The sequence below is a fragment of the Octadecabacter ascidiaceicola genome (genome assembly GCF_900185015.1).
GTDB classification, from domain to species: domain Bacteria; phylum Pseudomonadota; class Alphaproteobacteria; order Rhodobacterales; family Rhodobacteraceae; genus Octadecabacter; species Octadecabacter ascidiaceicola.
Window position 1 is genome coordinate 370998 of record NZ_FXYD01000002.1, and the last position, 17505, is coordinate 388502.

Annotated in this window: 18 protein-coding genes; 12 read left to right on the forward strand and 6 right to left on the reverse strand. The window is 55.4% G+C overall.

Annotated features, from left to right (window positions below; genetic code table 11):
- Positions 1 to 25 precede the first annotated feature (25 nt).
- The 5 genes from OCA8868_RS07265 to glmM all read left to right on the forward strand — a co-directional run bounded on the left by OCA8868_RS07265 (position 26) and on the right by glmM (position 6799).
- Positions 26 to 2572 (forward strand): putative PEP-binding protein, encoded by a 2547-nt coding sequence (locus tag OCA8868_RS07265; protein ID WP_370737989.1) that lies wholly within the window; start codon positions 26 to 28, stop codon positions 2570 to 2572.
- Between the two features lie 189 nt (positions 2573 to 2761).
- Entirely contained in the window at positions 2762 to 3427 is a 666-nt protein-coding gene (locus OCA8868_RS07270) for a cell wall hydrolase (RefSeq protein WP_245848104.1), read from the forward strand.
- A gap of 91 nt (positions 3428 to 3518) precedes the next feature.
- Positions 3519 to 4421, forward strand: coding sequence for a dihydroneopterin aldolase (locus tag OCA8868_RS07275; protein ID WP_093995895.1), 903 nt, complete (start codon positions 3519 to 3521; stop codon positions 4419 to 4421).
- Positions 4421 to 5416: a dihydropteroate synthase gene (folP, locus tag OCA8868_RS07280; protein ID WP_179214806.1), complete on the forward strand. Its 996-nt coding sequence runs from the start codon at positions 4421 to 4423 to the stop codon at positions 5414 to 5416. The genes OCA8868_RS07275 and folP overlap by 1 nt, the downstream gene beginning before the upstream one ends.
- 27 nt (positions 5417 to 5443) lie before the next feature.
- Entirely contained in the window at positions 5444 to 6799 is a 1356-nt protein-coding gene (gene glmM, locus OCA8868_RS07285) for a phosphoglucosamine mutase (RefSeq protein ID WP_093995896.1), read from the forward strand.
- Here the strand turns inward: glmM and OCA8868_RS07290 are convergent.
- From OCA8868_RS07290 to ilvC, 3 genes are all read right to left on the reverse strand, one after another.
- Complete coding sequence (locus tag OCA8868_RS07290) at positions 6789 to 7685, reverse strand: DMT family transporter (RefSeq protein WP_093995897.1); 897 nt, start codon at positions 7683 to 7685, stop codon at positions 6789 to 6791. The two genes, glmM and OCA8868_RS07290, sit on opposite strands and share 11 nt — an antisense overlap.
- Positions 7686 to 7752: 67 nt before the next feature.
- Entirely contained in the window at positions 7753 to 8703 is a 951-nt protein-coding gene (locus tag OCA8868_RS07295) for a hypothetical protein (protein WP_093995898.1), read from the reverse strand.
- 152 nt (positions 8704 to 8855) lie between these two features.
- Positions 8856 to 9878 (reverse strand): ketol-acid reductoisomerase, encoded by a 1023-nt coding sequence (ilvC, locus tag OCA8868_RS07300; RefSeq protein ID WP_093995899.1) that lies wholly within the window; start codon positions 9876 to 9878, stop codon positions 8856 to 8858.
- A 135-nt stretch (positions 9879 to 10013) separates the two neighbouring features.
- Between ilvC and OCA8868_RS07305 the strand changes: the two genes are divergently transcribed.
- The 3 genes from OCA8868_RS07305 to OCA8868_RS07315 all read left to right on the forward strand — a co-directional run bounded on the left by OCA8868_RS07305 (position 10014) and on the right by OCA8868_RS07315 (position 12128).
- Complete coding sequence (locus OCA8868_RS07305; protein WP_093996195.1) at positions 10014 to 10469, forward strand: Lrp/AsnC family transcriptional regulator; 456 nt, start codon at positions 10014 to 10016, stop codon at positions 10467 to 10469.
- A complete protein-coding gene (locus OCA8868_RS07310; RefSeq protein ID WP_093995900.1) occupies positions 10466 to 10921 on the forward strand; it encodes an Lrp/AsnC family transcriptional regulator in 456 nt (151 codons plus the stop codon). Before OCA8868_RS07305 ends, OCA8868_RS07310 begins: the two co-directional genes overlap by 4 nt.
- 73 nt (positions 10922 to 10994) lie before the next feature.
- Positions 10995 to 12128, forward strand: a complete 1134-nt coding sequence (locus tag OCA8868_RS07315; protein WP_093995901.1) for an aminotransferase class V-fold PLP-dependent enzyme — start codon at positions 10995 to 10997, stop codon at positions 12126 to 12128.
- A gap of 56 nt (positions 12129 to 12184) precedes the next feature.
- Here the strand turns inward: OCA8868_RS07315 and OCA8868_RS07320 are convergent, their stop codons facing one another.
- Positions 12185 to 12835, reverse strand: coding sequence for a TIGR02453 family protein (locus OCA8868_RS07320; protein ID WP_093995902.1), 651 nt, complete (start codon positions 12833 to 12835; stop codon positions 12185 to 12187).
- A gap of 75 nt (positions 12836 to 12910) precedes the next feature.
- Between OCA8868_RS07320 and OCA8868_RS07325 the strand changes: the two genes are divergently transcribed.
- Positions 12911 to 14272: an MATE family efflux transporter gene (locus tag OCA8868_RS07325; protein ID WP_245848107.1), complete on the forward strand. Its 1362-nt coding sequence runs from the start codon at positions 12911 to 12913 to the stop codon at positions 14270 to 14272.
- Positions 14273 to 14370: 98 nt separating this feature from the next.
- Here the strand turns inward: OCA8868_RS07325 and OCA8868_RS07330 are convergent, their stop codons facing one another.
- Together OCA8868_RS07330 and OCA8868_RS07335 are read right to left on the reverse strand one after the other, a co-directional pair.
- Positions 14371 to 14787 carry a hypothetical protein gene (locus tag OCA8868_RS07330; RefSeq protein ID WP_093995904.1) on the reverse strand — a complete coding sequence of 139 codons (417 nt, stop codon included), beginning with the start codon at positions 14785 to 14787 and terminating at the stop codon, positions 14371 to 14373.
- 53 nt (positions 14788 to 14840) lie between these two features.
- Positions 14841 to 16043 (reverse strand): pyridoxal phosphate-dependent aminotransferase, encoded by a 1203-nt coding sequence (locus OCA8868_RS07335; protein WP_093995905.1) that lies wholly within the window; start codon positions 16041 to 16043, stop codon positions 14841 to 14843.
- Positions 16044 to 16131: 88 nt separating this feature from the next.
- Here OCA8868_RS07335 and OCA8868_RS07340 point away from each other — a divergent pair, with 88 nt between their 5' ends.
- The 3 genes from OCA8868_RS07340 to OCA8868_RS07350 all read left to right on the forward strand — a co-directional run bounded on the left by OCA8868_RS07340 (position 16132) and on the right by OCA8868_RS07350 (position 17423).
- Complete coding sequence (locus tag OCA8868_RS07340) at positions 16132 to 16530, forward strand: helix-turn-helix domain-containing protein (protein WP_370737990.1); 399 nt, start codon at positions 16132 to 16134, stop codon at positions 16528 to 16530.
- On the forward strand, positions 16527 to 16805 hold the full coding sequence (locus OCA8868_RS07345; protein ID WP_093995906.1) for a succinate dehydrogenase assembly factor 2: 279 nt from the start codon (positions 16527 to 16529) through the stop codon (positions 16803 to 16805). The genes OCA8868_RS07340 and OCA8868_RS07345 overlap by 4 nt, the downstream gene beginning before the upstream one ends.
- A 102-nt stretch (positions 16806 to 16907) precedes the next feature.
- Positions 16908 to 17423 (forward strand): MarR family winged helix-turn-helix transcriptional regulator, encoded by a 516-nt coding sequence (locus OCA8868_RS07350; RefSeq protein ID WP_093996197.1) that lies wholly within the window; start codon positions 16908 to 16910, stop codon positions 17421 to 17423.
- The last annotated feature ends 82 nt before the right edge of the window (positions 17424 to 17505 follow it).

The following is a 17505-nucleotide window of genomic DNA, read 5'->3' on the forward strand; positions in this document are numbered from 1 at the left end:
TGGTGTCCGCAAAGGGGATGCCGCAGTGCAGAAAGTAATTACGCTTAAAGATATGTGCCTTGTCACCAAAACCGCGCCTATGGCCGCGCAGGTTCATGGTGGACGTGCGAAATGTTTGCAGCGTTTGATCCGGCTGGATATGCCTGTGCCAACCACAGTGGCGCTATCGTTTGACGCGGTGCGTGCGATTGCCGGTGGTGCAGCGGCGGATCTACCACAGATTTTACGCCATTTCGGGGGCAATCCGTTGTTATCGGTGCGCCCAAGCAGCATGGATCCTGACTGGGGCGGGCCAATTGCGATCCTTAATATTGGGTTGAATGATATCAAGCACGCTGAGCTATGTGAAAGCCTCGGTGAAGAGGTCGCGACGCGACTTTATATGCAATATATTCAGACATTTGCCGTCGAAGTTGCCCGCCTTGATCCTGAAGAGTTTTACCTGAGCGATCATCCGACGATGGATGCATTGCAGGCGATGCTACGTACTTATGAAACCGAGATGGACGCGGAATTCCCGCAAGATGTTGGGGAACAGATCAGCGAAGTTCTGCGGTCTATGTCGCGGACTTGGGAGGGCACCACTGCGCGGCTGTTACGCCAAGCCAAGGGCGCGCCTGCGGATGCCGGTCTCGGGTTGGTCGTACAGGAAATGGTGCTGCCGATGGGGGCAGGGGTTTCCGGTTCTGGTGAGATCCAGTTTGCGTCCGGTATAACGGGTGAAGAACAGATCAACGGGCGTTTTGTACCTCAAATGTTGCATGCCGAAGGGCTGCGCGACAACGCTGATGCGTTGTTTTTAACACGTGACGAGCGCGGACCATCACTTGAAGATAGCGCACCTGAGGCGTTTCAAGAGCTGGTAAAGTTCGGCGCGTTGGTGCGGGAAAAGCTGCGGGAAGAGATGGAGATCAAGTTCATCCTGCGCGATGGGGTTTTGGCGATTTTGGATGGGATACGTATTGATCGATCCAACCGTGCTGCTGTGCGTATTGCCGTTGATTTGGCGAGCTCGGGCGTAATCCCCAAAGAAGAAGCGATCATGCGGGTGAAGCCTGCGGCTCTGTCTGAATTGCTGCACCGTCAAGTGGATAGTGATGCAGAACGCGATGTGCTTGTTACGGGTATCGCGGCAAGCCCGGGTGCGGCATCAGGTCGTTTGGTCTTTACTGCGGCTGAAGCGCAAGCAAGCGCCGCGCGCAACGAGGCCTGCGTGCTGGTACGCCGTGAAACAACGCCAGAAGACATCCGTGGAATGCATGCCGCTGTCGCGGTCGTGACCTTGCGCGGTGGCATTACCAGCCACGCGGCGGTGATCGGGCGGGGTATTGGTTTGCCATGCATCGTTGGCGCTGCTGATCTGGACGTTGACGAACGTAAGCGCACGATTGCTGGTCCAGACGAGCGTGTATTCAAAGCGGGCGACATGGTGACCGTCGACGGCAGTACCGGACAGGTATTGGTTGGCGAACCGAAAATGCTGGAAGCTGCCCTTGACGATGCGTTCCAAACCTTGCTGACATGGGCGGACGACGTGCGTGATATTGGTATTCGCGCAAATGCCGATACTCCAGCAGATGCTCAAACAGCACGGAATTTTGCCGCTCAAGGGATCGGGCTGTGCCGCACGGAGCACATGTTCTTTGACGGTGATCGCGTTGATTTGATGCGGGAAATGATTTTCGCGGACAGCCGCGAGGGGCGTGCTGCCGTGCTTGAACGGTTGTTGCCACTCCAACAGTCTGATTTTGCTGAAATTTTCCAGATTATGGATGGGCAATCGGTCTGCATTCGGCTGTTTGACCCGCCGCTTCATGAATTTCTTCCGGCGGGTAAGGCGGGCATGCGTGAACTTGCCGACCTTCTGGATGTGCCTTTGGCCGAAGTCACCTCACGCGTTGAAGATCTAACAGAATACAATCCAATGCTTGGAATGCGTGGGGTCCGGTTGGGGATTACCGTTCCTGAAATTTATGAAATGCAGGCCCGCGCGATTTTCCAAGCCACGGTTGCATGCCAAGAACGGGGCCGCACATTAGTGCCGGAGATCATGATCCCGCTTGTGAGTGCGAAGAGGGAAGTCGAACTCGTGCAGGCGCACATCGAAGCAGTGGCGGCTGCGGTTCATTCTGAATCCGGCGTTGATTTCGAATACCGTCTTGGTGTGATGGTTGAAACACCGCGTGCTGCACTGCGGGCGGAAGATATTGCGGAACATGCGGCGTTCCTGTCGTTCGGTACGAATGACCTTACGCAGATGACTTACGGCCTATCTCGTGATGATGCGGGTAAATTCATGTCCGAATATGTGAAGCTCCATGTCTATGAGGAAGACCCGTTCCATACGCTTGATCTGGAAGGCGTTGGTGAGCTGCTTCAGCTTGGTGCTGAGCGGGGCCGTAAGGGGCGTCCGGACGTTACATTGTCCATTTGTGGTGAGCACGGTGGTGATACCGCTGCGATTGCATTCTGCCGTGCGCAGGGCTTTGACTACGTATCGTGTTCGCCTTTTCGGGTGCCCGTTGCGCGACTTTCCGCTGCGCAGCTCGCATTGGTCGATAAACTCGGCTGAGAGCCGCACCTAGGTATAACCTCGGAAAATCGAATAACCGCAATATGTTGTGGTTTGTTTCTTAAGCTGTGCCTTAACTGCATCGGTGCGACGGTGTAGCACTGGGTGCAAGACTCGACGGGACAGCCGCATTCCCTTAAAGGCAGGGCGCTCGCGTGAAGCTGATCACGTTTTGTCTTGGGGACAGAAATGTCAAAACGAATTGGTATGAAACTTTTGGCGATCTGCGCCATGAGCTTTGGTGTGGCCTTTGGTGGCGTGTCAGCTGCGCAAGCTGATGAAGTTTTAGCGGCGCGGTTGGCTGCGTTGTTGGGACAGGAACGCGCGGCGATCCAGCAGGTTCCAGACGCCCGTGTTGCAGCGTTGACAGCCGTACCGCCCGCATCCGCACGCAACATTCCAACTGCCCCAGACATCATCACATATGACCGAGCCTTCCTTGCATCCCAACCATCGGCATCCGGTGGTGATCAATGGCGTTGTTTGGCTGAAGCACTCTACTTTGAAGCGCGCGGCGAAAGCGTGCGCGGTATGTTTGCCGTTGGTGAAGTCATCATGAACCGCGTCGATTCATCACGTTACCCCAACACCCTTTGTGGCGTGATTAACCAGGGTACCGGTCGCCAGTTTGCTTGTCAGTTTACCTACACTTGTGACGGTGCGGCCGAAGTGATCCATGAACCGGCTGCTTGGGCCAGGGTTGGTAAGGTCGCGCGTTTATTGATCGATGGCGCACCGCGCCAGCTGACGGATGGCGCCACGCACTACCACACGCGGGCCGTGAACCCGCGTTGGGCGCGTGTCTTTCCACGCACGGCTACAATCGGATCGCACCACTTCTACCGCCAAAGCTAAGGCGTGTTTGGCGACAAAGGTGCCGTAACTGGCGCTTGTCGCAGGCTCTCCCAGTTAGTATTCCCATCGGAATGACTGGAAGGGTAAAACGATGAGCAGCGACACAAGATTGGCTTTTGCCCACCCATCCGAGAGGGCCGAGGCCACAGCACCAAACGGTGAGGGTGGTCTGCGCGACCGAATTTCGCTGCGTGACTACATTACCGAAGTCGAAATCGGCGCGTTCCAGCAAGAACGTGGTCACCTGCAACGTATCAAGTTCAATGTTGTTGTTGAGGTTGAGCCGCTTACCGGCCCGATTGACGACGATGTCGACCGTATCCTGTCCTATGATCGTGTGACCGAGGCAATTGACGCGGAACTTGGCGCAGAACGTCTGAACCTGCTTGAAACACTGGCCGCACGTGTCGCGGAACGCATTCTACTTGAGCCGCAAGCGCTGCGGGTTTTCGTGCGGATCGAAAAGATCGATCGCGGCCCATACTCACTCGGCGTTGAGATCATGCGTGAGCAGGGTGGCATAGACAGCGCTGCAGTTGAGGTCGTGGAAGCACCACACCCTCGCATTGTTTTCCTGTCCAATGAGATGATCAACGGTGACGGGCTGCCCCGTACCATCGACGACTTGGCTGGTGATGAGATGCCTTTGATTTTTTGTGTGGGAGCCGGGGAAACTCCCGCGCCGACCTCTTGTGTAGCGCAAGCGCAGCGGCGGATTGATTTGCTCGCGATTGAACAGAACGCTTGGGTTTTGGCGGGACGCGACAAGCGTTGTGTAGTTGTCGAAACCCGCACCGAGCTGGATTGGGCGATGAAGAACGGCCAGATTTGTGTTTGGGCACCTTCAAAGATCGCGCTGGATGCCTCCGACTGTCCGGACACCAACGATGGCCTTATCTTGGCCGCGTGGTTTGCGGGTGAATTGCAGGCATCGGAACTTGTCGTCGCGGGAACGGATGCACCGCAATGCGATGTTCCCGTTCGAGTCCTCTGATGATTTATTACCGCCCAGTTGCAATGACTGACCCGCACCGCCCGCCATCCGCGCTTACGCTTGCGGGGGGGTGGTGTTGGTTCACCCATGTTGAACGGATGGAGCGCGGCCGCACTGGAGAATTGGTGCCCGTGGCCGAGGTGCCAGGCGATGTTCTTACTCGCCTTATTGCTCCGCGTGCAGCTATCGCCGGACTGGACCTGAAAACGCCGCGCATCATGAGCATTCTGAATGTCACGCCGGATAGCTTTTCTGATGGTGGTCAGTTCAACGCACCAGAAGCTGCTCTCGCGCAGGCCCGCGCAATGGCCGCAGAAGGCGCTGACATCATTGATATCGGGGGCGAAAGCACGCGCCCGGGGGCTGAGACCGTCGATGTTGACGAAGAAATTGAACGCACGGCACCTGTCATTGCGGCGTTGCGGGCGGGCAGCGATGTTGCGATTTCTATCGACACACGAAAGGCGCCTGTGGCGCAGGCTGCACTGGACGCAGGGGCATCATTCGTGAACGACGTAGCCGCCTTTACGTTTGATCCTGATATGGCAGCCATTACAGCCAAATCGAACGCGCCGTGTTGCCTAATGCATGCACAAGGTGACCCTGTGACAATGCAAGATGATCCGACTTATGTTGATGTTACGTTAGACGTATATGACTTTTTAAATGCCCGCATCCAAGCGGCAGAAGCGGCAGGAATTCGCCGTGATCAAATCGTCATTGATCCCGGTATCGGGTTTGGAAAAACACAAGAGCACAATCTGGCGTTGCTGAGAAATTTATCTATTTTTCATGGGCTTGGCTGCGCCGTCCTTCTTGGCGCTTCCCGCAAGCGCTTTATCGGGGCGATAGGTCAAGCACCCAACGCGATTGACCGCCTCGGCGGATCTGTTGCGGTTGCGCTGCATGGGCTGTCTCAGGGTATGCAATTCCTACGCGTCCATGATACGTTGCCTACCAAACAGGCGACGCGGCTCTTCTTGGCTGTTAACTAACACTGTACTTTTTTGAGCGGGACCAACATGGCACGTAAATTTTTCGGAACCGATGGCGTTCGCGGCACTGCGAACAAGTACCCAATGACCGCTGAGATGGCCCTGAAAATCGGTGCTGCAGCTGGGCGGTACTTCCGCAATGACGGGTCCAACGGACACCGTGTTGTGATTGGTAAGGATACACGTCTTTCGGGGTATATGTTCGAAAACGCGCTTACGGCTGGGCTGACAAGCACTGGAATGAACGTGCTACTTCTTGGTCCGATCCCGACACCGGGTGTTGGCCTTTTGACCACGTCCATGCGTGCGGACCTGGGGATCATGATTTCCGCCAGCCACAACCCGGCAGTCGATAACGGGATTAAGTTGTTTGGCCCCGACGGTTTCAAACTGTCTGATGAAGCCGAAATCGAAATCGAACGTTTGCTCGAGAGCGAGATTGAGCCCGCGCAGGCGAGTAACATTGGCCGTGCAAAACGTATCGATGACGGGCGCTTCCGCTATGCTGAACGCCTTAAGGGGACATTCCCACAAGGCATGCGATTGGATGGCATCAAGGTCGTGATCGATTGTGCCAACGGCGCGGCCCATCGCGTGGCACCCGAAGTTCTATGGGAGCTTGGTGCAACGGTTATTCCTGTTGGCACAAGTCCGGATGGCTTTAATATCAACGAAGGTTGCGGTTCGACCAGCCCGCGCACGGCGGCGGAAACCATCGTTACGCATGGCGCGGATGTTGGCATCTGTTTGGACGGTGACGCGGACCGCGTGATGATCCTTGATGAGCACGGGAATGTGGCAGATGGCGATCAGATCATGGGTTTGTTTGCCAGCCGCTGGGCCGATGCAGGTCGCCTTAACAAAGGCACTTTAGTTGCGACAGTTATGTCAAACCTCGGACTTGAGCGTTTCTTGAATGACAAAGGCCTGAACCTTGAGCGCACCAATGTCGGTGACCGCTATGTCGTTGAATCGATGCGCGCAAATGGTTTCAACCTTGGCGGCGAGCAATCGGGCCATATCGTGATGACTGACTACGCCACAACCGGTGATGGTCTGCTCGCGGGCCTGCAATTCCTTGCCGCGATGATCGAGACAGGTAAGCCGGCCTCAGAGCTGATTAAGGTGTTCGAAACCGTGCCGCAGATGTTGAAAAACGTGCGGTATGGCGATGGTGTTGATCCATTGAATGCGAGAACAGTTAAAGCTGCGATTGCTGCAGCTCAGGCTGATTTGGTCGGCACGGGCCGTTTGCTGATCCGAAAATCTGGGACCGAACCGTTGATCCGCGTGATGGCGGAATGCGTTGATGAGGCGCTTCTCGGGCAGGTTGTCGATGGGATTGTCGCTGAAGTTGAGGCTGTGGCAACTGTCAGCGCTTAAACACGCGCATAAGGCTTGGGCCTTGGCTGATCGCCAGCCCGAACAGGATGAGTGCTAGGGCTGCGAAAAAACGCAACGGCAGTACCTCTGACAAAACCCATGCGCCGAAAACCATCGACCAGACAGGCACTTGGTAGTTCACCAGCGTCATAAATACGGGGCCAGCGGTGCGGATTGTTGTGACACGCAGCAATGCGGCGAATGCGGTTGGCACGAACCCGAGGAAAATGATCGCGTAACCTGCACGACCCTCAACCCATGTTGGAACGCCTTCAAACACCAACATCGCGGGGACTAAGCAAATGGCCCCAACAATCAGTGTCAGTGCCGCCATGACGATGCTGTCCACAGGTGGGCAGCGGCGGGTTAGCACGCTGGAAATGGCATAGGATAAAGATGCGGCAACGCAAGCCAGTTGCGGCAAGGCAAGACTGCCTTCGGAAAAATCAAATGCCGTCGGCCCAATAAGCACCAAGGCGCCGACGAAGCCTATGACGACGCCAATCGACTTACGCGAGCTCATTTTGTCGTCCGAAAAGACATGGGCAAGCGGCAAAACAAACAACGGCAAAGCGGCCATAGAAATCCCCGCAAAGGCGGATGGCACATACTGCTGACCCCACGACAATAGCGCAAAGGGCAAGGCAGTGTTCAACACTCCGGTCACTGCCAAATACGCCCAGACGATTGGCTCTTTTGGCAGGGGCCGGCCCATTGCCAGTACAAGCAGTAGCAAAGTGACTGCACCCAAGGTCGTGCGCGCGCAAGCCACCGTCAGTGGGCCGTATCCCTCGAGCGCAATTGAGACGACCATGAAGGTCCCGCCCCAGATCAGGCCGAGCAAAAGGATTGAGAACCAGTTGGTGAGGGTAGGTTGTGTGGTCATGCATCGTTTGAGCAAATGCGGTCCGTAAAGTCCACAAGCCACGCGGTATTCTGCGTGTTTCGTTCTGTCAGTCGTTTTGTTCCTGAAATTCCCAGCCCAACGACGTAAGTTTTTGCGCCAAGACGGAGGTTAAATGCTGATCATCGAGATCAACCGCATTCAGTTTCCAGTACCAGTATAGAAATGCGGCAAACTGCGGACGCGCGGTCTGCACCAGCTCGAATGCGCGCTGGGCGCCGAGGCTAGCGACGTTGATACAGATGTGATGAAAGTCGATACCGGCAAACAGGACTGACAGTTTGCCCCAGAACATCGCGTGAAACGCAGCACTCGAGTTTTGGGTGACGACATAACTGCATGTTGCGAGCGCCTGTTCCATTGGAAGTTGTTCGATTGCGAAGCGTGCGTGTTGGTCTTGCAGCGTGTGCAGAGCGGCCATCTCTGCGTCCGAATATGTCTCGTTCGGATGCAGCGTTGCGACAATGGGTTTGGTGGTGTTTTGCAGCGTATGCTGGATCATCATGATTGGCGACATTACTTGAAAGGAACGGTGCAGAAGCAAGCGGCCTTGCAGGGGCATGTATATGAAGCCGACATCGGCGGTGTTCTGGACGGCGTTTGGATAGAGATGATCGCGCCACTGGTCAAAGAATTCTAATGATTTGGTTTTGTCGATTATATTGGGGTCAAATTTGGCCCGCGCAATGGCCCAGTTCCATCTGGCGGACATATAGTCAAATTGCCAGAACCGCCCCGCATAAAGTCGCCTAAACACCAACCCGTTGTGCCCCACTGGGTTCGCCATGTGGGTTAGCGTCCGCGCGGCTGGGGTCACTCTGTCGCGGGCCTGCGATGAAATCCGTGCGGCTTTGACTTCGAAATTTCTGTGTTCACCCAAGGTGCGCACAGCGTTGAACATCTCATGTGTGCCAGCTTGCGCTTTCGCGAGGCTTCTGCTGGTCAAATAGAACGTAATCGCCGGAGTGGAGTTTTTCGAAGTTTCGTAAAGCGTTGGCATAACGTTCTTTTAGTCGCGTCGGGTTGATCTGTCACTATGCGTTGGTGCGAATGTGTTTTCTGTCACAATTAGAGAGTTGGCAAAATTGGTTAGGGGAGGTCAGAATGCAAAAGGGGGCCGTTACGGCCCCCTTTCTGGTCGGTTCGAACGAATTAGTTCTTTGCTTTGTCGACCATCTTGCCAGCGGCGATCCATGGCATCATGTCGCGCAGCTTGCCGCCGACGACTTCGATTTCGTGCTCGTCGTTGGAGCGACGGGACGCTTTGATTGTTGGCTGGCCAACAGCGTTTTCCAGCATGAAGTCGCGAACGAACTTACCAGTTTGGATGTCTGTGAGGACGTCCTTCATGGCTTTCTTAGTCTGCTCGTATGGCAGGATGCGCGGGCCAGAAACGTACTGGCCGTATTCAGCAGTGTTGGAGATGGAGTAATCCATGTTCGCGATGCCGCCTTCATAGATCAGGTCAACGATCAGCTTTGTTTCGTGCAGGCATTCGAAGTACGCCATTTCAGGCTCGTAGCCAGCTTCGACGAGTGTTTCGAAGCCCATGCGGATCAGCTCAACGATACCGCCACACAGAACTGCCTGCTCGCCGAAGAGGTCAGTTTCGCATTCCTGACGGAAGTTGGTCTCGATGATGCCGGAGCGACCGCCACCGATTGCGGAACAGTATGACAGGCCGATTTCGTGGGCTTTGCCGGATGCGTCTGTGTCAACAGCGATGAGGCACGGAACACCGCCGCCCTTTGTGTATTCGCCACGTACAGTGTGACCTGGGCCTTTTGGGGCCATCATGATCACGTCGATACCTTCTTTAGGCTCGATCAGGCCGAAGTGAACGTTCAACCCGTGTGCGAATGCGATTGCTGCACCTGGCTTGATGTTGTCGTGGACGTATTTCTTGTATGTTTCTGCCTGAAGTTCGTCGGGCATTGTGAACATGATCACATCGCACCAAGCCGCAGCTTCAGCGATGCCCATAACCTTAAGGCCTTCGCCTTCTGCTTTGGCTTGGGACGGGGAGCCTTCGCGCAGAGCGACGACGAGGTTCTTTGCGCCGGAGTCACGCAGGTTCAAAGCGTGGGCGTGGCCCTGTGAGCCGTAGCCGAGGATGGCGACTTTTTTGTCTTTGATGAGGTTAACGTCGCAGTCACGATCATAATAAACGCGCATGGGGATATTCCTTTGGTTGCGGTTGCATTGACGCGCTTATGAACTGGAATGAAGCGTGATGCGAGAGTGTCACGAGCCATTGTTTTGCATTTGGTGAAGTTGTTATTCGTATATTTTCAGATTAGTGGTGTTTTCATGCTTGATGATGTGGATAAACGATTGCTGCGCCAATTGCAGGCCGAGCCGAGCCTTAGTGCCGCCGAACTCGCCCAGCGGGCAGGTGTGTCCGCGCTCAAGGCCACACGGCGGTTGGGACGCTTACAAGAGACCGGTATTCTTAAAGGGCAGCACGCGGTCATCAATTGGGCTGCGTTGGGATATGCGGTTGGCGTTTCGTTGCGCATCACGCTCGATAAAACCCAGAGCCGCGCCTTTGATGAATTCATGGACGCGGCACGCACCATTGCAGAAGTTACCGAGATCCAGACGTTTCTGGGCCGCGTCGATGTGCGCCTCAGCGTGATCGCGCGGGATATGGCGCATTACCAGACGATCTATCGCGAACAGATTTTGGCGTTGCCGCATATGGCTGACATTGAGGCGCTGATGACGGTGGCGACGTTGCACAACGACGAAAGCTTGCCGTTATGACGGAATTGGACGAGTTGGACCGCGCAATCCTCGCGGCACTTTCGCGCGATGCAACGCAGACAGCCGCGGCCCTTGGGGGGCGCATTGGGCTAAGCCAACCGGCAACTTGGCGACGAATTCGCCGGCTGCGCGATGAAGGCATACTGGTGGGGCAGCGTGTCGCGCTGGATGCGCAGGCCTTGGGCTTCGGAGTAACTGTTTTCCTCGGCGTGAAGTTGGCAACCAAAGGGCGTGTGTCCCTTGATGATTTCGAACGTGCCGTTGTCGCGATTCCTGAGGTGCAGTTGGTGGAGCACGTCCTTGGCCTATATGACTATCGCTTGCGTGTCGTCGCGCGGGACTTAGCTGACTTTGAGCGGGTGTTGCGCCGCCGTGTCATGACACTTCCCGGCGTGGGGGACGTCGAGGCGAATGTGCTGTTGAGTGAAGAACGCAGGCCGGGGCCGATCTAGGTATGCAAAGATAGACTTTGCCCTGCTGCGGATCGCAGATTAAGACAGCGGAAACGATGCAAAGGATGAACAGATGACCACCAACCCGAACCCGAGTGCTGTCGACCCTGATGGCTTGATGGAATTTTCTGTGGTCTTCACTGATCGTTCGCTGAACAGCATGTCCAAGGCGTTCCAGGGTGTGATGCGTGACCTGCATGAGATGTTGTGTGACGTCTACAAAGCCGATGGCGCGGCGATTGTTCCCGGTGGTGGGACATACGCGATGGAAGCCGTTGCGCGCCAGTTTGGTGGAAATGCCCATGCTTTGATCGTGCGCAATGGCTGGTTCTCCTATCGTTGGAGCCAGATTTTCGATGCAGGCGAATTTACAGCCAAAACGACCGTGCACAAGGCACGGCAAACGGGCAACGACAGTCGCGCACCCTTCGCGCCTGCGCCCATCGCAGAAGTGACAGCAGCTATTCGGGAAGCAAAGCCTGACGTGGTGTTTGCGCCGCATGTTGAAACCAGTGCGGGCCTCATCTTGCCGGATGACTACATCAAAGCCTTGGCTGAGGCCGCCCATGAGGTTGGCGCGCTGATGGTTCTGGATTGCATCGCGTCGGGATGTGCTTGGGTTGATATGAAAGAAACTGGCGTGGATGTTTTGATTTCCGCGCCGCAAAAAGGGTGGTCGTCTAGCCCGTCTGCGGGTTTGGTGATGATGTCGAAGCGTGCGCTTGAGCGTTTGGAAGCGACCGCGTCCAATAGTTTTGCGATTGACCTGAAGAAATGGCGCCAGATCATGGAAGCCTATTTGAATGGCGGCCACGCCTATCACGCGACAATGCCAACAGACGCGCTGCGCGATTTCCGTGACACGATGGTTGAAACCAAAGAGATGGGTTTTGATGCATTGCGCGACGCACAGTGGAAACTGGGCAATGGCGTTCGGGCCTATATGGCGGGCAAGGGGTTGAAACCTGTTGCTGCCGATGGGTTTGGTGCACCGGGAGTTGTTGTCACCTACACGGACGATGGCGACATTCAAAACGGATCCAAATTCGCTGCAGCGGGCATGCAGATCGCGGCGGGTGTGCCGCTGGCGGTAGATGAACCTGCGGATTTCCAGACGTTCCGGATTGGGTTGTTCGGTATCGACAAATTGCGCGATGTGGATGCGACGTTGAAGGCGTTCACAGACGTGGCGGACCACGTCCTGTAACGAACCGCGCTTGCAGCGGGCGGAGGCCAAAAATCAAAGATTTTTGGCTGCCCAGGCTAGAGCGTTGGGGTTTCCGCTACGCCGATGAGCATGTCAGACAGCGGCCATAGGTCTGTGAACGCACTTTCCAATTGCGTGATCAGGTCACCCGTGGACGTTGGGTGCCCGAAGGCGACCAGACCCTTATGCCGCAAAAGATCGCCATATGGGTGATCCTTTGGGAAAGGAGGCGGTGCACGCTTGAGTACAGGTTCACGTATTGCATAACCTTTGCTCTCTAATATTTTGATTCTGGATGATAAATATGAGCCATCCAAGTCGGCCATTTTGCGCCAGTCCATCAGAACGTCTTTGGTGAATTCACGCATGCCTGTTCCGATCCCAACCGTTTCTAGTTCCGTTCCGAAATAGAAAGCGGGGTTCTGGCGGGTTCCGGTTTCGACCATCCACATCATGTAGAGGTGCGTGTGATACGGCGTTTTGTCTTTGGAGAACCGCACATCGCGGTTGGCGCGAAACAGTTTGGTCGTGATCGGATATCCTGTCAGCACCGATAGACGCGGGGACATTTCCTCCAAGATCGCGAGAGCAGGTGTGCGAAGTTTCGTTTCGTATTCCGCCTTATGCGCAAGGAACCAGTCGCGTTTGTTGTTTTGCGCGAGCGTTTTCAGGAAGGTCTGCGTGTCGCCGATGAATGTCTCAAACATTATTGCTTCCTTAGGAATGGTACTAGGCTAGACCGATGCCAAGATTGGGCATATGCCGGAAGGATGTCCACCCAGATGTCATATCGCACCCACACGGGCCGTTTGCTCAAACTTGGTTTGCCGCTTGTCGGGGCCAATGTGGCGGGCTTTTCGATCCATATGACGGATACGATTATGTTGGGGTGGTATTCTGTAACGTCGCTGGCGGCGGCGACGGTTGCTGCCGGGCTTTGGTTTATCACGTTCATTGTTGGTGCTGGCTTCGGTCGCGCAGTGACGCCGATCGTCGCCGAAGCGATCGAGATGGGGGATGAGACCCGCGCGCGTCGCGTAACGCGTATGGCGCTGTGGTTGTCTGCGATCTATGCCGCGCTGCTGATTGTGCCGTTCATGTACGGCGAGGATGTGTTGCTGGCCATGGGGCAGGAACCTGCCGTGGCCGAGCAGGGTGGTTTGTACCTGCGTATCACTGTGCTGGGAATGTTTCCGGCGATGGGGGCGCAGGTTATGCGGTCTTACCTTGGGGCGTTGGAGCTGACGGCCGTGCAATTGTGGATCACGCTCGTGGCGTTGGCGGCGAACGCGCTGGTCAATTATGCGCTGATCTTTGGGAATTTGGGCGCACCAGAATTGGGGATTGAGGGCGCGGCCATTGCGTCTGTGGTTATTCAGATCCTGCAAATGGGCGCCTTGATGGCCTACACGCAGTGGAAAAAGCCCGAGGCCGAATTGTTCCGCCGTATTTGGAAAAGCGACCATGAGGCGATGGTTCAGGTGTTTCGCCTTGGGATGCCTATTGGCCTGACTTCGTTTGCAGAGGGCGCGTTGTTTGTGGGATCATCCGTCATGATGGGCTGGATTGGTGAGATTGAGCTAGCCGCCCACGGGATCGCCCTGCAGCTGACGGCGTTTATGTTCATGTTTCATATCGGCATGACCGAAGCCGCAACGATCCGCGCAAGCCGTCACTTTGGCGCCCGTGATGAGCCTGAGCTTCGGCGTGGGGCGGTTACCGCCTATGGAGTGTCGTTGAGTTTCGGCGTGATCGTTGTCGTTTTGTTTCTTGCGATCCCTGCGTTCTTTGTCGGGTTGTTTATCGACCCGTCGGACCCTGCGCGCGACGCTGTTCTGGCGCTTGGGGTAGTGTTGGTGATGCTCTCGGCACTGTTCCAGTTTGTGGATGCGGCGCAGATTGTTGCACTGTCGGTTTTGCGCGGCGTGCAAGATACCCGCGTGCCGATGTGGTTGGCGATTGTCAGCTATTGGGTGATTGGGATCCCGGCGAGCTATGTGATGGCGTTTGTGCTGGACTGGGGCCCTGTCGGGCTTTGGCTTGGGTTGACGGTCGGGTTAGGGGTTGCTGGAGCGTTGTTGAGCCAGCGGTTTTGGTGGCAGTCCGTTCATATCCGAAAGATTGCGCCTGCGGCGGGCGGGTAGCCAATTTTCAAGAAAATTGGCGAAGAAAGAAGGGGGCCAGCCCCCGTCCTACGGACTCCCCCGGGATATTTGTGAAACAAAGGCAGGGCGTAGATACGCTACTCGGCTGCGTCTTGGGCTTTCATCAAGCGGTCGGCTTTTTTGCGAACGAGGATTGTGCGCAGGTCATGCATCGCAAGCAGCAGGTCGTCGGTGATGCCTTCAAGCTGTTCGTCGCTCGCTTTGGATTGCACCCATTGGGTCGTGATGTTGAGGTAGTCAACGGCGCGGTGGATATCGTCAATGTCGCGCTGGGCGAGGAGGGCCATGCGCTCGGACATCCAGGTTTCAATTTGCGCGATGTCGGTTTCTGAAAGCGTGCGGTCACCTTGTGGTTTTACTTCACCGTTTTTGATGTTGATGACGGCGATCTGGTCCATTTCGATGCGGCGTTGACGGTTTTCGGTGTCGACACGAAAAACGGCTGCGCCGTTCTCGCGGACGCGGAAGTAATAGTCTGGAAGATCTGCACCCATTACGTCACCTGTAGCTTTTCTGAGCGCAGTCTAGCAGCGCATTCTGTATCGGGCTAGCGTAAGCTGGCGCAGAAGGTTTGAATTCGTGTGCAGGCCTCTTTTAGCGCCTCATCCGAGGTGGCGTAGCTGACGCGGAAGTTAGGGCTAAGGCCAAATGCGGCACCAAAGACGACTGCGATGCCTGTTTCTTCGAGCAGTGCGGTTGCAAAAGTTTCATCATCTGAGATGAGCGTGCCTGCCGCGGAGGTTTTGCCGATGCAGCCTGCGATGTTTGGATAGACGTAGAATGCGCCCTCGGGCTTGGGGCAGATGATGCCCTCTGCGTCATTGAGCATGGACACGACCAGATCGCGACGACGCACGAACATTTCGTTATTCGGAACGATGAAGTCTTGTGTCCCTTCAAGTGCTTCAATAGCGGCCCATTGGCTGATGGTGCAGGGGTTGGATGTGGATTGGCTTTGCACTTTGCGGATTGCTGCGATCAGGGCTTTGGGGCCAGCAGCGTAACCGATGCGCCAGCCGGTCATGGCGTAGGCCTTGGATACACCATTCATGGTTAGCGTGCGGTCGATAAGCTGTGGTTCAACCTGCGCAGGGGTGCAGAACTTGAAATCATCATAGGCGAGGTGTTCGTACATATCATCTGTCAGAACCCAGACATGCGGGTGGCGCAGCAACACGTCTGTCAGCGCCTTAAGTTCGTCCCAAGAATAGCCAGCGCCGGTCGGGTTGGACGGGGAGTTGAACAGGAACCATTTTGTCTTGGGGGTGATCGCCGCTTCGAGCTGTTCCGCGGTGATTTTGAAACCTGTCTCAAGGGGGGCTTCGACGAAGACAGGCTCACCGCCCGCCAGCAGAACCATGTCGGGGTAGCTGACCCAATACGGGGCTGGAATAACCACCTCATCACCGGCGTTCAGCGTTGCCATGAAGGCGTTGTAAAGAACCTGTTTGCCACCTGTGCCGACGGTCACCTGTGCAGGCTCATAGCTCAGGCCGTTGTCGCGTTTGAATTTGACGCAGATCGCTTTTTTCAGCTCTGGAATACCGTCCACGGCTGTGTACTTGGTTTTACCAGCTTCAATCGCAGCAATGCCCGCGGCCTTGATGTTTTCAGGCGTGTCAAAATCCGGCTCACCAGCGCCGAGGCCGATCACGTCGCGTCCGGCGGCTTTCAATTCTTGCGCTTTTGTCGTCACCGCGATGGTCGGTGATGGTTTTACTCGGTCGAGTGTCGCGGAGAGAAAAGACATGGGAAAGCCTCGTGTGGAAGTTGCAAGATAATCGTGTCATATGGGGCGCGACACGGAACGGCAACTGATCTTAAACCGAATAGGAACTATGATGGACGAGCATTCCGAAACAACCGACTGGTATAGCGAAGAAACCGCAACGTTCGGGGATCGTCTGGCAGCAGCGCGTGAAGAGGCGCGACTAAGCCAAAAGGAACTGGCTCAACGGGTCGGCATTAAGACAAGCACGCTGCGCAACTGGGAAGAAGACCTGAGCGAGCCGCGCGCAAACCGACTTAGCATCTTGTCCGGCATTCTGGGCGTTTCCCTTCGATGGCTGTTAACTGCAGAGGGCGAGGGGCTTTTGGCGCCTGATGAAGACGCGCCCATAAATTCGGATGTAGCGGATTTATTGAATGAAGTACGCGCTGTGCGGGCGCAATTGACCGCGTCCAATGATCGGCTTGCCAAGCTAGAAAAACGACTTCGCAGGATGGGCCAGTCATGAGCGAACCTCTCGATGTAATGCGCAAACGGCTGCATATGCGATCTATCCGGCGCGGGATCAAAGAAATGGATTTGATCTTGATGGGGTTTTCCAAGGCGCATTTGGCGGAGTTGAACGCTGATGATCTTGGTCTATACGATCAGCTTTTGTCTGAGAATGATCACGATCTATATCAATGGGTTAGTGGGCAGTCGGTTGAACCTGAACCCTACCGAGGCCTGATGGATTTGATCCGAAAGGGTGCGGTCGGGGTTACCAAACCAGCTACAAATTAGGACTTCATTTCGCATTATTTTTCGCAGTTTAACGGAATGTTTGCTACTGGCATGGCAATCCGGTTCCAGAAAATTCGAGAAACGATCGAGACGGAGACTGAAATGAGCCTGCATTCGCTGCCAACCCACGATGGTGCCCCAACGTCGGGAACCGACACTGAATTCATGTCCATCTATCTGGACGCGTTGACCTTGGTCGAACGGCTTCACCGGCTTTTGCTTGATGTGATCAAAGACGAATTTGAGCGCGTTGGTGTGCTTGAGATTAACGCAGTTCAAGCGCTGTTGTTGTTTAACGTCGGCGACAATGAGGTGACCGCTGGTGAGCTAAAATCGCGCGGATATTATCAAGGCAGCAACGTTAGCTACAATCTTAAGAAGCTCGTTGAGATGGAGTATATGCATCATCAACGTTGTGAGATTGATCGGCGCTCTGTGCGGGTGCGCCTCACAGAGAAGGGGCGCTCAGTTCGTGATGTTGTTGCTCGCCTGTTCGTTGGTCATGCGTCAGGGTTGCAGGAAAAGGGCGTGTTGGACATGAACAGTCTGGATGAAATTGCTAGCTCATTACGGCGCGTTGAACGGTATTGGACAGACCAAATCCGCTACATTTACTAGCGAGAACGGCGAGAATGACCTCAATATCATAGGCACCATTTCATGCGCGCGCCCAATGGCGAACAACAATCGTATTTGCTGT

Bases quoted from the DNA above. Each gene is read 5' to 3' on its own strand.
- OCA8868_RS07270 (WP_245848104.1), top strand. From the start codon at position 2,762: ATGTCAAAACGAATTGGTATGAAACTTTTGGCGATCTGCGCCATGAGC.
- OCA8868_RS07275 (WP_093995895.1), top strand. From the start codon at position 3,519: ATGAGCAGCGACACAAGATTGGCTTTTGCCCACCCATCCGAGAGGGCC.
- folP (WP_179214806.1), top strand. From the start codon at position 4,421: ATGATTTATTACCGCCCAGTTGCAATGACTGACCCGCACCGCCCGCCA.
- glmM (WP_093995896.1), top strand. From the start codon at position 5,444: ATGGCACGTAAATTTTTCGGAACCGATGGCGTTCGCGGCACTGCGAAC.
- OCA8868_RS07290 (WP_093995897.1), bottom strand. From the start codon at position 7,685: ATGACCACACAACCTACCCTCACCAACTGGTTCTCAATCCTTTTGCTC.
- OCA8868_RS07295 (WP_093995898.1), bottom strand. From the start codon at position 8,703: ATGCCAACGCTTTACGAAACTTCGAAAAACTCCACTCCGGCGATTACG.
- ilvC (WP_093995899.1), bottom strand. From the start codon at position 9,878: ATGCGCGTTTATTATGATCGTGACTGCGACGTTAACCTCATCAAAGAC.
- OCA8868_RS07305 (WP_093996195.1), top strand. From the start codon at position 10,014: ATGCTTGATGATGTGGATAAACGATTGCTGCGCCAATTGCAGGCCGAG.
- OCA8868_RS07310 (WP_093995900.1), top strand. From the start codon at position 10,466: ATGACGGAATTGGACGAGTTGGACCGCGCAATCCTCGCGGCACTTTCG.
- OCA8868_RS07315 (WP_093995901.1), top strand. From the start codon at position 10,995: ATGACCACCAACCCGAACCCGAGTGCTGTCGACCCTGATGGCTTGATG.
- OCA8868_RS07320 (WP_093995902.1), bottom strand. From the start codon at position 12,835: ATGTTTGAGACATTCATCGGCGACACGCAGACCTTCCTGAAAACGCTC.
- OCA8868_RS07325 (WP_245848107.1), top strand. From the start codon at position 12,911: ATGTCATATCGCACCCACACGGGCCGTTTGCTCAAACTTGGTTTGCCG.
- OCA8868_RS07330 (WP_093995904.1), bottom strand. From the start codon at position 14,787: ATGGGTGCAGATCTTCCAGACTATTACTTCCGCGTCCGCGAGAACGGC.
- OCA8868_RS07335 (WP_093995905.1), bottom strand. From the start codon at position 16,043: ATGTCTTTTCTCTCCGCGACACTCGACCGAGTAAAACCATCACCGACC.
- OCA8868_RS07340 (WP_370737990.1), top strand. From the start codon at position 16,132: ATGATGGACGAGCATTCCGAAACAACCGACTGGTATAGCGAAGAAACC.
- OCA8868_RS07345 (WP_093995906.1), top strand. From the start codon at position 16,527: ATGAGCGAACCTCTCGATGTAATGCGCAAACGGCTGCATATGCGATCT.
- OCA8868_RS07350 (WP_093996197.1), top strand. From the start codon at position 16,908: ATGAGCCTGCATTCGCTGCCAACCCACGATGGTGCCCCAACGTCGGGA.